Below are 12,523 nucleotides of genomic sequence, written 5' to 3'. Positions count from 1 at the left end.
CCCCGACCGCCCGGTTTTCTCCTCATCAGGTTTCCCGTATCAGGCCTTGCCGTAATCGTAGAAGCCGCGGCCTGTCTTGCGGCCGAGGCGGCCGGCATCGACCATCTCCTTCAAGAGCGGCGCCGGCCGGTATTTCGGGTCGTTGAAGCCGGTGTAAAACACTTCCATCACTGACAGCATGGTGTCGAGCCCGATCAGGTCGGCCAGCGCCAGCGGCCCGATCGGATGGTTGCAGCCGAGCTTCATGCCGGCGTCGATCTCTTCCGCCGTCGCAATGCCTTCCTGCAGCGCGAAAACCGCCTCGTTGATCATCGGGCACAGGATGCGGTTGACCGCAAAGCCGGGGCTGTTGCGCGCGGTGATCGGTACCTTGCCGACGCGTTTTGCAAACGCTTCCGCCTTCGCGTGGGTGTCGTCGGAGGTCTGCAAGCCCCGGATGAGCTCGAGCAGCGCCATCACGGGCACCGGGTTGAAGAAATGCATGCCGATGAAGCGGTCGGGACGGTCGGTCGCAGCGGCGAGCTTCGTGATCGAGATCGACGAGGTGTTGGTGGCAACCAGCGCCTTCGGCCGCAGCGTGGCGCAGAGGTCCTTCAGTATCTTTACCTTCAGTTCCTCGTTCTCGGTCGCAGCCTCGATGACGAGGTCGCAATTGGCGAGCTTTGCCTTGTCGCTCGTGGCGTTGATCCTCGCCAGCGCGGCGTCGCGGTCGGCGGCGCTCATCTTCTCCTTCTTGACCAGGCGATCGAGGCTGCCGTCGATGGTCGAAAGTCCCCGCTTCACCGCCGCATCCGAGATGTCGACCATGGTGACGCTGAGCCCGGCCGCCGCGCTGACCTGCGCGATGCCATTGCCCATGGTGCCTGCTCCGATGATGCCAACTGATTCAATCATTCGTGGTGTCCTTCTCTCGCGGGCAACAGGACGCCCGCATCTCGCCATGCCGACCTGATATCAGAGCCGGGCGGCCACCGGAACCGCCCTGTCGGCCTGCAACCAGCCGGCAATCCGGGGCCAGGCCACGGCCAGCGTCTGGCTGCCGAGATAGAGGCCGAGGTGGCTGGAGGGGACCACGGCGCGCTCGATGTCGATGGCCGGCGTTCCCAGCCGCGACGCGGTCGCCATCGCCTGCGGCGCCGGCACGATCTCGTCGTCGCTTCCGGCCAGCAGGAACACAGGTACCTTCACGTCGCCGGGACGAACGGCGCGGCCGAGCGCCACGAATGTCCCGTTCGCAATCCGGTTCTCCCGGAAAATCCAGCCTACCACCTGCAGGAAATAGGTGCCGGGCAAGTCCACGGTCTCGTCATGCCAGCGCATGAAGCGCGCCAGCAGTTCCTGATCGACAACGCCGGCCTGCGAAAGATTTCGCTGCAGCACCGTATCGGTGTCGGAGGCGCGGCTCCAGAGGCGCAGGATGTGCTCGCCCTTGACGATGCCGCCGCCGCTTTCGACGATTCCCTCGAAGGCGGCTTGCGGCGTGCTGCCGACCAGCCGCGCCAGCCCGGAGTCCACGGAAAGGTCGACCGGCGTGCCGGCGAGAACCAGCCGGCGCACCTTTTCCGGAAACCGTGCGGCATAGACCAGCGACAGCCATCCGCCCTGGCACAGGCCGATCAGATCGACGGGATATCCGATCTCGTCAACGGCGACGTTGAGATCGGCGAGATACTGGTCGATGGCGAGATAGCGCATGTCCGGCGAGGCGGAGCGCCAGTCGGTGAGAAAGACCCGGTCAAGGCCGCTCTGCTGCAGCCGCTCGATGATGCTGTGACCGGGCGCGAAATCCGCGATCAGCGTCGTGTGCAGCGCAAAGGGCCCGCAGATCAGCACGGGCTGCCCGCTGTGCCGCTGCGAGAAATCTCGCAGGCGCATGGTGGTCAGTTCAAGCGCGACCTTGTTCGGCGTCGTCCACGGCAATGGCGGCGTGTTGCCAGGTGCCGGATGTGCGGAGCCCCGATGAGCCCACCAGAAGAACGAATCCATGGCCAATTTCGTGGCGGCATAGGGCCACAGCATCGGATCATGCGGCCAGGCCGCACCCGATCCCGCCGGTTTCGCAGGTCTATCCGATGGTTCGCCCATGCGTCTTTTTTCCATGGGTCCCGTGGTTCAAAGGGCAGACTAGATGCTGGCGCGCCGCTCGAAAAGGCCGTCTGTCCCCTTTCGGCAACCCGATCCGAGCTCCGCTTGCCACCACAACCGACCCGGCCGGCTGCGTGTTTGACCTTCCTCAACAATCCGGCGCCAGCGGTGGCTAGGATTTGAACATATTCGAAGGGAGCCGGACATGAACGACATTCCCGAACTCACGATCTCGCCCGAAAAGGTCGCAGTGATCCTCGCCAAGGCTCGTCAATTCGACGTGAAAGACGTGGTCACCGATCCCGATTCCGGTTCCAACGGCAGCGATGACGCGATGCTGTCCGTGCTGGAAGACCACGCATCCGATCCCTCCCGTACCGAGCTGAGCGCCATGATCCGCGGATTGAACGAGGACGAGCAGATCGACCTCGTTGCCCTTGCCTGGCTCGGCCGCGGCGATGGCGATATCGGCGACTGGCAGGAAATCCGCCGCGAGGCAGATCGCGCGCACAACAGGCGCACGGCCCAGTACCTGATCGGCATACCCCTGCTGAGCGACTACCTCGAGGAAGCACTTTCACAATTCGGCCACTCGGCCGAGGAGTTCGAACAGCCGCTCTGAACGGGGCCTGACGGCCATGCCCTATCGAACGAACGAGGATCTTCCTGCGCCGGTCCGCAATCATCTGCCGGCGCACGCGCAGGACATCTATCGCGAAGCCTTCAACCACGCTTTTGCCTCCCATGCCGGCGACCCGCGGCAGGAGGAAATCGCCCATCGCACCGGCTGGGCCGCAGTGAAGCGTTCATATGTCAAGGTCGGCGATGCGTGGATCGCCGCGGACCATGCCTCGCCCGGCGAGGGCCGGGGCCGGCGCATCAGCCGCCGGTGAGATGTTTCTCGATGTCTCCCACCGGATGGCGGGTCAGATCCTTGTTCACCTCCGCGATCACGCGCGCGGCGACGTCGGCATGCAGCGCGCTCCGCAGGTCCGCCAGTGTCCGCGGCGGCGCCACGATCACCAGAGCCGGAACCTTTCTCTCGCGCATCACCCGCTCCATCGCAGCGGCGACCGTCTTCGCAAAGCGATGCTCGTTAAGATCGTGCCAATCCGCCGGCTCGACCGCGCTGCGCCGCCCCGAGCCCATGGCCTTGCCGAGGTGACCGGGCCTGTCGGTGCCCTGCTCGCGGGTGGGCGGATTGTTCTCGTCCTCGAACACCTGTTCGGTCTTCAGGTTCGGGAATTTCTCGTCGCCCTCGTTGCGCAGGAAAATGGCCTTGCGGCCGTCGCCCACGAACACGAATGCATCATGTGGAATTTTCAGCTTGTTCATCCCCGAAGGCTCCAATTGAACGGACCACGACAACCGAGGGGACAGGCGTCATCAAGGCCCCTCATTTTTCGCGGTGCAACCGTGTTGAACATAAGCGCCGAACGCCCCCGCCAGCTTGACACGGATCAACCCGCCCCTGCCCGTCTCGAAATATCAGGATTACCTGCGCCCCAGAGGAGGCTCTCATGAACGCTCAAGACGTGATGGTTTCGCCGGTCGTTACCGTCGGCGAAAATGCGACGGTCCAGGAAGTCGCCAAGCTTCTGATCGGCCAGCGCATCAGCGCCGTTCCCGTCGTCGATGCGGCCGGGAAACTCGCCGGCATCGTCACGGAATCCGACCTGATGCGCCGTGCAGAGATCGGAACGGAACGCCACTATTCCTGGTGGCTGTGGATGCTTGCAGACGCGCGCACGCTCGCGGCGGACTACGTCAAGTCGCACGCCAACAGCGTCAAGGACGTGATGACATCGAACGTCAAGACGGTCGCCCCCGACACGCCCCTGCACGAGGTCGCCGAGCTGTTCGAGAAGAATCACATCAAGCGCGTTCCCGTCGTGAACAAGAATGGAGAACTGGTCGGCATCGTCAGCCGTGCCAACATCATCCAGGCCGTTGCCAGCGTGCGGCCGCGGCTCGAGGTGAGCCTTCCGGACGTCGCGATCCGCACCCGGTTGCTCGACGAGCTCAAGAAGCAACCCTGGGCCCACGCCCACAAGCTGAATGTCACCGTGACCGACGGCGTCGTCGAGCTCTGGGGCTTCATCGAAACCGAGCAGGAGCGGCAGGCCATCAAGGTGGCAGTTGAATCCATCCCGGGCGTGACCGGCATAACGGATCACCTGATGCGCACTCCGGCGTTCGGATACTAGTTCTGCGCTAGCCGACCAGGCGTACCGGATCGGCGCCGTCCCAATCTGCGGCGGCTGCCCTGACGCGCTCGAAGAAGCGGCCTTTGGAGCCGCTGATGTCAGATATCTCGATCACCGTGCCGGCATGGCCCGGCGTCTCGAAATAGGCAAACCGCCCTTTCGGCCCGCCGATCTGGCCTTCATGGCCGACCTTGAAGCCTGCCGCGAGGGCGCGGTCGTAGAGCGCCTGATAATCTGTGCTCCAGTAGGACATGTGCTGCAGCCCTTCGCCGTGGTCGCGCAGGAAATCGAGATACATCGAAGGCGCGTCGTTGCGCTGCTGGATCAGTTCGATCTGGAGATCGCCGGAGTTCGCGAGCGCAATGCTCATCTCGACGGCCGAGTCGGCGCCGCGATATCTGAACCAGTCGGCTTTCACCGACGGGATGTAGAAGAACGGGCCGACGCGCAGCACCTCGGTCCAGAATTTCATCGCCGAGGCGATGTCGCGGACCACATAGCCGTTCTGGCAGACTTTTCCGAACAACGCGCTCATGCGGCAATTCCCGTTCTCACAACCCGCTCAACCCGGCATCCACCGCGAGCGTCTGCGCGGTGATGTAGACGCTCTCCTCCGACAGGAAGAACAGCACGGCATAGGCGATCTCCCATGCCGTCGCCTGCCGGCCGAACGGCGTGCTTCCCTTGCCGCGCGACGGCCGGCCGGCACCGGCGGCGCGGCCGTTCGGCGTGTCGACGAGGCCGGGATAGACCAGATTGGCGCGGATGCCGCGCCGCGCGCCGAGATGGGCGATGTTGCGCATCAGCCCGCCGAGTGCGGCCTTCGATGAATCGTAGACCGCCATCTGCGAACCCGCCTTCAGCGCCGCAATCGAGGAGATGAACACGATGGCGCCGCCATTCTCGAACATTTCGAGCGCCTGGCGGCAACAGAACATCGGGCCGCGCACATTGACGTCGTAGATGCGGTTCCACTCGTCGGCGCTGACGCCGTCGAGCCCGGTCTTGCCGAAGGTACCGACGTTGAGCACCATGCCGTCGAGGCCGCCCATGGTGCGGTGCGCTTCCCCGATCATGCGCGCGACGTCATGCTCGGAGGTGACGTCGGCCTGGATGGTGAAGGCGCGGCCGCCCTCCTCGGTGATCCGGCTGACCGTATGATCGGCAGCCGTGCCGTTGATGTCGGCGACGGCCACATGGGCGCCTTCCCGCGCGCACAGGATGCTCATGGCGCGGCCGTTGCCGATCGGATCGGTCGCCGCATCGAAGATGCGCTGCCCGCCGCCGACGATCAGGATGCGGCGGCCGTCCAGCCGCCCCCTGCCCGGTGCGCGGCCCGCCGACTCCGCGGAGAGCGGGCGGACGTAGCGCTCCGGCTTGACGTCGGCCGCGTCGCCCATCACGCGCTCCGCTTCTTGCCGCTGTCGAACACGGCCATGCCGGCGGCCGGATCGAGATCGGTCTCGGTCGCTTCGGTCAACCGCGCCATCATCATGTAGCAACCGATGGTGAAGATGGACTCGACGATCTCCTGGTCGCTGAAATGCTTTCGCATGCCCGCGAACACGGACGCCGGCACGCGGACGTTCTCGACGACCTCGCGGCCGAAGGCGAGCAGCGCGCGCTCGGCCTCGTTGAATGCCGCGGCCGCATGGTCGCCGCGCTCGAGCGCATCGATCTGCGGCTGGGTCACGCCCACACCGAGCGCGATCGGCACATGCTGGCGCCATTCATACTCGCCGCCCTCGATGCGGGCGACCTGCAGGATCAGGAGTTCGCGGTTGACGTGGCTCAGCTTCTGCTTGTGCAGGATGGAATTGGCGAACCGCATCGCCGGGATCATGTTGGCTTCCGCATGCGCCATCATGCGGAAGATATTGAGCTTCACCGTCATCCGGTCGAAGGAGGCGCGGATGTCGCCGGAGGTGTTCGCGGGATCGATGAGGGGCAGTCGGGCCAATTGCGTCTCCCTGGGATTTTCTTCGTTTTGCGTATCCGCAGTTTCCCGACTTCGGGGGCCTAATCAAGGACGACCGGCCAAAACGGCCGGCGACGCGGTCCAGCCATGCGCCCGTGCCCTTGAGTCCCAAGGCCAAGGCGGGCATAAGGGCGGCAATTCTACAAAATCCAGAACCAGCCCAAGGATTTACGATGCCGCCCTATCGTTCCCGCACCACCACCCACGGCCGCAACATGGCGGGTGCCCGCGGCCTCTGGCGCGCGACCGGCATGAAGAACGAGGACTTTGGCAAGCCGATCATCGCGGTCGTCAATTCCTTCACCCAGTTCGTGCCCGGGCACGTGCATCTGCAGAATCTCGGGCAGCTCGTGGCGCGCGAGATCGAGAAGGCCGGCGGCGTCGCCAAGGAGTTCAACACCATCGCGGTCGACGACGGCATCGCGATGGGCCATGACGGCATGCTCTACAGCCTGCCCTCGCGCGAACTGATCGCCGACAGCGTCGAATACATGGTCAACGCGCATTGCGCCGACGCCATGGTCTGCATCTCCAACTGCGACAAGATCACGCCGGGCATGCTGATGGCGTCGCTGCGCATCAACATCCCGACCGTGTTCGTCTCGGGCGGCCCGATGGAGTCGGGCAAGATCGTGCTCAATGGAAAGAAGCGCGCCGTCGATCTGATCGACGCCATGGTGGCGGCGGCGGACAGCGCGGTCACCGATGCCGACGTCGAGGTGATCGAGCGTTCGGCGTGTCCGACCTGCGGCTCCTGCTCGGGCATGTTCACCGCCAATTCCATGAACTGCCTGACCGAAGCGCTCGGCCTCGCCTTGCCCGGCAACGGCTCGGTGCTGGCGACCCATGCCGACCGCAAGAGCCTGTTCGTCGAGGCCGGCCATCTCATCGTCGACCTCGCCCGCCGCCACTACGAGCAGGACGACGCGAGCGTGCTGCCGCGCGGCATCGCCAGCTTCAAGGCGTTCGAGAACGCCATGACGCTGGACATCGCCATGGGCGGCTCGACCAACACCGTGCTGCACCTGCTCGCCGCCGCGCATGAGGGCGAAGTGCCCTTCTCCATGAGCGACATCGACCGGCTGTCGCGCAAGGTGCCGGTGCTCTGCAAGGTCGCCCCGTCGGTGCAGGACGTGCACATGGAGGACGTGCACCACGCCGGCGGCATCATGGGCATCCTCGGCGAACTCGATCGCGCCGGGCTGATCACGACAAACGTGCCGACGGTGCACGCGACGACGCTCGCGGATGCGCTCGACCGCTGGGACATCGTCCGCACATCCAGCGAGAAGGTGCGCAACTTCTACAAGGCCGCGCCCGGCGGCGTGCCGACACAGGTCGCCTTCAGCCAGGATCGCCGCTTCGACGACGTCGATCTCGACCGCGAGAAGGGCGTCATCCGCAACGCCGCGCATGCCTATTCGAAGGACGGCGGCCTTGCCGTGCTGTTCGGCAACCTCGCCAAGGACGGCTGCATCGTGAAAACCGCCGGCGTCGATGAGAGCATTCTGAAATTCTCCGGCCCCGCCCGCATCTTCGAAAGCCAGGATGCGTCGGTCGAGGCCATTCTCGGCAACAAGGTGAAGGCCGGCGACGTCGTCGTGGTGCGCTATGAAGGCCCGCGCGGCGGTCCCGGCATGCAGGAGATGCTGTATCCGACCAGCTATCTGAAATCGAAGGGACTTGGCAAAGCCTGCGCGCTGATCACCGACGGCCGCTTCTCCGGCGGCTCATCCGGCCTGTCGATCGGCCACATCTCGCCGGAAGCGGCCGAAGGCGGGCTGATCGGTCTGGTCGAGGAAGGCGACACCATCGAGCTCGACATTCCCAACCGCAAGATCAACCTCGCCGTGCCGGAGGCCGAACTCGAGCGCCGCCGCGCGGCGATGGTGGCGAAGGGCAAGGCCGCATGGAAGCCGGCGCCGCGCAAGCGCGCCGTCTCGACGGCGCTCAAATCCTACGCAGCATTCGCCAGCAGCGCCGCGCGCGGCGCCGTTCGCATCGTGCCGGAGTGATTGGGGGGATCGGGATCAGGCGCCGACTGACGGCAGGCTGGCGGCGGCGATCGCGACGAACTGGGCGAACCGGCGGCCGATCCGGCCCGGTGCGGTCTGCAGCAATTTGCGTACCTTTGCCATCGTGCTTGTTCCCAACGGAGCCGGAACCTCCGGCCACACCGGGAAAATGATATCTCGGAGCTAAGTAGTCGAGATATCAGCGAAAATAGCAATGAGCGCTTCGCCAAACCGGCGTTCCGCAGTGGGTTTATTGTCTCGCGCGGCTCCGGGGCGGAGGAATTCTTCTCCCCCGCTCCTGCGTTCCGGCGCCTATTTCGGCGTCACCCCGAAGGCCGCCGCAAACCGCTTCGAATAAGCCGGCCAGACCCCGGGGTTGATGATGCGCGGCGGCCGCTTGGCGTCCAGCGCATCGAGCAATTGCTCGGCGGCGATGCGGCCCATATTGATCCGCGCTTCCTTGGTCACGCCCGCGGTGTGCGGGCTCGCCAGCACATTGTCGAACTGCAGCAGCGGATGCTCCGGCGGCGGCGGCTCCTTGTCCCAGACGTCGAGGCCGGCACCCGCGATGCGCTTCTCCTTCAAGGCGTCGTACAGCGCGTGCTCGTCATGAATGAAGCCGCGCGCGGTGGTGATGAAGAAGGCATGCGGCTGCATCAGCGCAAATTGCTTGGCACCGATCATGCCGCGGCTGCCGGCATCGAGCGGACAAGAGATCGAGACGAAATCGGAGCGGCGCAGAAGATCGTCGAGCTCGACCTTCTCCCCGCCCCGCGCCGCCATTTCTTCAGCCGTCAGGTAGGGATCGTAGGCGATCACCTTCATGTGCAGCAGACCGTTGCAGAGCTCGGCGATGCGGCGGCCGACATTGCCAAGCCCCACGATGCCGATGGTCTTGCCTTTGGCCTCATTGCCGATCAGCGCGTTGCGGTTGACGTTGCGCTCGCGCCGCAGCGCGCGGTCGGATTCCAGGATGCGCTTCGACAGCGTCAGCAGCATGCCGAGCGCATGCTCGGCAACGGAATTGGCGTTGCCGCCGGACTGGTTGACGACAAGCACGCCGGCCTCGGTGCAGGCATCGACGTCGACGGGATCGAATCCCGCGCCGTTGGAGGAAACGATCAGAAGGTTCGGCGTCCGCTTCAGAAAGTCCTTGTCGACGTGGAAGTGCCGCGCCAGCTCGTCGCGCGCCGCGCCGATCTGGTAGGCGTGCGCTGCCGCGAGGATCGGCGTGAAAACATCAGCCGGGCTTTCGTTCTCGAGCCGGTCAAGCCGCACATCGGGCCGGCCCTTCATGATCTCGATGTAGATGTCGTGGGCGAGATATTTGACGTAGAAGACGCGCTTGTTGTTGACCGACATTTGCCTTGCCGACTTTCAGTTGGGAAAACCATAGAGCGTTGCGGGATTACTGACGAGGATCGCTGCCCTCATGGCGGCAGACACTATATCATTCCGCCTTGATGCCGGCGGCCTTGAAGATCGGCCCCCATTTCTCGTAGTCGGCACGGATCTTGGCGCCGAACTCCTGCGGCGAGGCACCGATCGGCGTGGCGCCGAGCTTCGTCAGCCGGTCCTTGACCGTGTCGCTGTTGAGCGCGTCGAGGAAGTCGCGCGACAGTTTGGCAACGACGTCCGGCGGCATGCCGGCAGGTCCGAGCAGGCCCCACCATACCTCGGTGTCGTAGCCGGGAACGACTTCGCTCATGCTCGGCACGTCAGGCAGGAAGGACGCACGTTTGGCCGTGGTCACCGCAAGCGCCCTCACCTTCCCGGCGGCGATCTGTCCGACCGATTCCGGTCCATTGTTGATCGAGATCGGGATCTGTCCGCCCAGGAGATCGTTGATCGCAGGCGCGCCGCCCTTGTAGGGGATCGCCGCGATATCGACCTTGGCGAGGCTCTTGAGCAGTTCGCCGGCGAGATGGGTCGAGGTGCCGTTGCCGGCGTGGGCAAAGGAAAGGCTGCCGGGCTTGGCCCTGGCTTCCGCGATCAGGTCGCCGAGCGTCTTGAACGGCGAGTCCGCCCGCACCAGAAGGATGTTGGGCGAGGACGCCAGCAGCGAGATCGGCGTGAAATCCTTGAACGTGTCGTACGGGAGCTTCGGATAGAGAAACGGGTTGGTGGCGTGCCCGCTCGCCACGACGATCAGCGTGTGGCCGTCCGGAGGCGCGGCGACCAGCGCCTGGGACGCGATCACCCCGCCGGCCCCGGCCCGGTTCTCCACGATGACCGTCTGCCCCCATCTTTTCGCGACGACATCGCCCAGCGTGCGCGTGACCACGTCCACCGCGCCACCGGCCGGATAAGGCACGAAGAGGTGAACCGGCTTGGTGGGAAAGGATTGCGCGCTCGCCACATCGTTGAAGACCAGAACGGCAACTGCCGCGGCAACGGCCCGCAACCACTTGTTCATGGCGTCCCTCCCGATTTCGCTGCTTATGCCGCAGCTGATGCGCCCTGTTTCCCACATCGTCGCAAGCGCGCCATCTCACATTATCGCATGCGCCGCTTACGATCGCAGCATGTTGACAATCTTGCCGGGCGCGTCAAGTTCGGCCGCGCAGACGACCGCGAGGCAGTCGCTAGAGGAAGATCGTCGCAAGACAAGGGAGACGTTGATGGCGGCCGCGGAGACTGCGCAGAGCTGGCACGAGATCGTGCTGCAGACGCTCAAGCGCAACGACATAAGACTAGTGCCCTATGTGCCGGACCGGGTGCTGACGCCGCTGATCAGGAACCTGCACGCCGATCCCTTCTTCAACGTCTTCGCCACCGCGCGCGAGGAAGAGGCGGTCGGCATCCTCTCCGGCGCCTGGATGGGCGGCATGCGCGGCGCGATGCTGATGCAGACATCGGGTTTTGCCACGCTCGCCAACGTGCTGGCTTCCCTCGTCGTCCCCTCGCAGATTCCGTTGATCATGTTCGTTTCCGAACGCGGCACGCTCGGTGAGTTCAACCTCGGCCAGTCGCTGGTCTGCCGCACCATGCGCCCGGTGCTGGATTCGCTGGCGATGGAGCACCACACCTGCACCCGCCTCGACGAGTTCGAGTTCATTGCCGACCGCTCGATCAAGCAGGCCATCACCACACAGGCGCCGGTGGCGCTGATCCTGTCGCCGCTGCTGACCGGCGGCAAGACCTTCGACAAGTGAGCGCGCCCATGAGTACGAGCCCTGTCCGCAACACCAAAGTGATGAACCGATTCGATCTGACTTCGCGTTTGGTTGCCAGGCTGAAGAACGAGGAAGCCGTCGTCGGCGGCATCGGCAACACCAATTTCGATCTCTGGGCCGCCGGTCACCGTCCGCAGAATTTCTACATGCTCGGCAGCATGGGGCTGGCCTTCCCGATCGCGCTCGGGGTGGCGCTGGCGCAGCCGAAGCGGCGCGTGATCGCGCTGGAGGGCGACGGCTCGCTGCTGATGCAGCTCGGCTGTCTGGCGACCATCGCGACTCTGGCGCCGAAAAATCTCACCATGGTGGTGATGGACAACGGCATCTACCAGATCACCGGCTCGCAGCCGACGCCGGGTGCGGGGTTGACCGATCTCATCGCGGTGGCCGTCGCCAGCGGCCTTTCAAACAGCAGCTGGGCCGCGGATGAGGATGATTTTGAGCGCCTGATCGCGCAATCGCTCGTCACGGACGGGCCGATGCTGATCGGCGTGCGCATCGACGACAAGCCGGGAACCGGAACCACCCGCCGCGATCCGGTTCAGATCAGGGAGCGTTTCATGCACGGGCTTGGCGTGCGGCAGCCGCTGTAGCCGGGCCTTGCCGAAAGAAGCGGCATTAACCAAATACGCCGGGCATCTCGCATCTGCGGAATACTTGTCCCCTATCCGTGTTATGCCTCTCGCATGACAATGCTTCTTCGCCTGATCGCCTGGGGCCTCGCCGCCGCCGTCACTCTTGCGACGCTTGGACCCCCGCGCTACCGCCCGCATGCCGATCTCGGCCAGAGCGGCGAGCACGCGCTTGCCTTCATCCTGGTCGGGCTCGCCTTCGGGCTTGCCTACCGGCGCAATCGTCTGCTCACCGCAACGGTGGCGGTCATCGTGACCGGCGCAATGGAGGCCCTGCAATTCTTGGCGCCGGGCCGGCATGCCCGGCTGTCGGATTTTATCGTCGACGCGCTGGCCGCCTGCGCCGGCCTCGCCATGGCAGCGACGCTCGATTGGCTCATCAGCCGCTATCGCACGCAGGCCTCGTAGGAAAAATCCCCGCGGAGACACG

General features: G+C 64.9%; 15 protein-coding genes. 7 read left to right on the top strand and 8 right to left on the bottom strand.

All coding sequences use genetic code 11. The features are described from left to right. Positions 1–39: 39 nt before the first annotated feature. Together HZB49_RS06000 and HZB49_RS05995 are read right to left on the bottom strand one after the other, a co-directional pair. Complete coding sequence (locus HZB49_RS06000) at positions 40–894, bottom strand: 3-hydroxybutyryl-CoA dehydrogenase (RefSeq protein WP_291609592.1); 855 nt, start codon at positions 892–894, stop codon at positions 40–42. A 60-nt stretch (positions 895–954) separates the two neighbouring features. Then, positions 955–2,085 (bottom strand): alpha/beta fold hydrolase, encoded by a 1,131-nt coding sequence (locus HZB49_RS05995; protein WP_291609591.1) that lies wholly within the window; start codon positions 2,083–2,085, stop codon positions 955–957. A gap of 205 nt (positions 2,086–2,290) precedes the next feature. On the opposite strand from HZB49_RS05995, the gene HZB49_RS05990 reads away from it, so the two are divergent. Together HZB49_RS05990 and HZB49_RS05985 are read left to right on the top strand one after the other, a co-directional pair. Further along, positions 2,291–2,707, top strand: a complete 417-nt coding sequence (locus HZB49_RS05990; protein WP_291609590.1) for a DUF3775 domain-containing protein — start codon at positions 2,291–2,293, stop codon at positions 2,705–2,707. Positions 2,708–2,723: 16 nt separating this feature from the next. Then, positions 2,724–2,978 carry a ChaB family protein gene (locus HZB49_RS05985; RefSeq protein WP_291609589.1) on the top strand — a complete coding sequence of 85 codons (255 nt, stop codon included), beginning with the start codon at positions 2,724–2,726 and terminating at the stop codon, positions 2,976–2,978. Here the strand turns inward: HZB49_RS05985 and HZB49_RS05980 are convergent. Further along, complete coding sequence (locus tag HZB49_RS05980) at positions 2,965–3,420, bottom strand: host attachment family protein (protein WP_291609588.1); 456 nt, start codon at positions 3,418–3,420, stop codon at positions 2,965–2,967. The two genes, HZB49_RS05985 and HZB49_RS05980, sit on opposite strands and share 14 nt — an antisense overlap. A 185-nt stretch (positions 3,421–3,605) precedes the next feature. Between HZB49_RS05980 and HZB49_RS05975 the strand changes: the two genes are divergently transcribed. Then, complete coding sequence (locus tag HZB49_RS05975; RefSeq protein ID WP_291609587.1) at positions 3,606–4,292, top strand: CBS domain-containing protein; 687 nt, start codon at positions 3,606–3,608, stop codon at positions 4,290–4,292. Between the two features lie 7 nt (positions 4,293–4,299). Here HZB49_RS05975 and HZB49_RS05970 read toward each other — a convergent pair whose 3' ends face one another. Genes HZB49_RS05970 through HZB49_RS05960 form a run of 3 tightly spaced genes read right to left on the bottom strand, consistent with a single transcriptional unit; the run spans position 4,300 to position 6,252 of the window. Continuing rightward, positions 4,300–4,827: a VOC family protein gene (locus tag HZB49_RS05970; RefSeq protein ID WP_291609586.1), complete on the bottom strand. Its 528-nt coding sequence runs from the start codon at positions 4,825–4,827 to the stop codon at positions 4,300–4,302. 16 nt (positions 4,828–4,843) lie between these two features. Further along, entirely contained in the window at positions 4,844–5,692 is an 849-nt protein-coding gene (locus tag HZB49_RS05965) for an SDR family oxidoreductase (RefSeq protein WP_291609585.1), read from the bottom strand. After that, positions 5,692–6,252, bottom strand: coding sequence for a carboxymuconolactone decarboxylase family protein (locus HZB49_RS05960; RefSeq protein WP_291609584.1), 561 nt, complete (start codon positions 6,250–6,252; stop codon positions 5,692–5,694). Before HZB49_RS05960 ends, HZB49_RS05965 begins: the two co-directional genes overlap by 1 nt. 191 nt (positions 6,253–6,443) lie before the next feature. On the opposite strand from HZB49_RS05960, the gene ilvD reads away from it, so the two are divergent. Next, complete coding sequence (ilvD, locus tag HZB49_RS05955) at positions 6,444–8,285, top strand: dihydroxy-acid dehydratase (RefSeq protein WP_291609583.1); 1,842 nt, start codon at positions 6,444–6,446, stop codon at positions 8,283–8,285. Between the two features lie 312 nt (positions 8,286–8,597). Here ilvD and HZB49_RS05950 read toward each other — a convergent pair whose 3' ends face one another. Both HZB49_RS05950 and HZB49_RS05945 read right to left on the bottom strand, forming a co-directional pair. Then, complete coding sequence (locus tag HZB49_RS05950) at positions 8,598–9,647, bottom strand: hydroxyacid dehydrogenase (RefSeq protein ID WP_291609582.1); 1,050 nt, start codon at positions 9,645–9,647, stop codon at positions 8,598–8,600. Between the two features lie 88 nt (positions 9,648–9,735). Then, a complete protein-coding gene (locus tag HZB49_RS05945; protein ID WP_291609581.1) occupies positions 9,736–10,701 on the bottom strand; it encodes a tripartite tricarboxylate transporter substrate binding protein in 966 nt (321 codons plus the stop codon). 205 nt (positions 10,702–10,906) lie between these two features. Between HZB49_RS05945 and HZB49_RS05940 the strand changes: the two genes are divergently transcribed. The 3 genes from HZB49_RS05940 to HZB49_RS05930 all read left to right on the top strand — a co-directional run bounded on the left by HZB49_RS05940 (position 10,907) and on the right by HZB49_RS05930 (position 12,501). Then, a complete protein-coding gene (locus HZB49_RS05940) occupies positions 10,907–11,440 on the top strand; it encodes a thiamine pyrophosphate-binding protein (protein ID WP_291609580.1) in 534 nt (177 codons plus the stop codon). Between the two features lie 8 nt (positions 11,441–11,448). Next, positions 11,449–12,054, top strand: a complete 606-nt coding sequence (locus HZB49_RS05935; protein WP_291609579.1) for a thiamine pyrophosphate-dependent enzyme — start codon at positions 11,449–11,451, stop codon at positions 12,052–12,054. 93 nt (positions 12,055–12,147) lie between these two features. Further along, a complete protein-coding gene (locus tag HZB49_RS05930; RefSeq protein WP_291609578.1) occupies positions 12,148–12,501 on the top strand; it encodes a VanZ family protein in 354 nt (117 codons plus the stop codon). Positions 12,502–12,523 lie beyond the last annotated feature (22 nt).

The organism is Bradyrhizobium sp. (assembly GCF_016219575.1).
Lineage (GTDB): Bacteria > Pseudomonadota > Alphaproteobacteria > Rhizobiales > Xanthobacteraceae > Bradyrhizobium.
The sequence above is the reverse complement of the archived record's forward strand: the minus strand, read 5'-3'. Positions and strand labels throughout refer to the sequence as shown.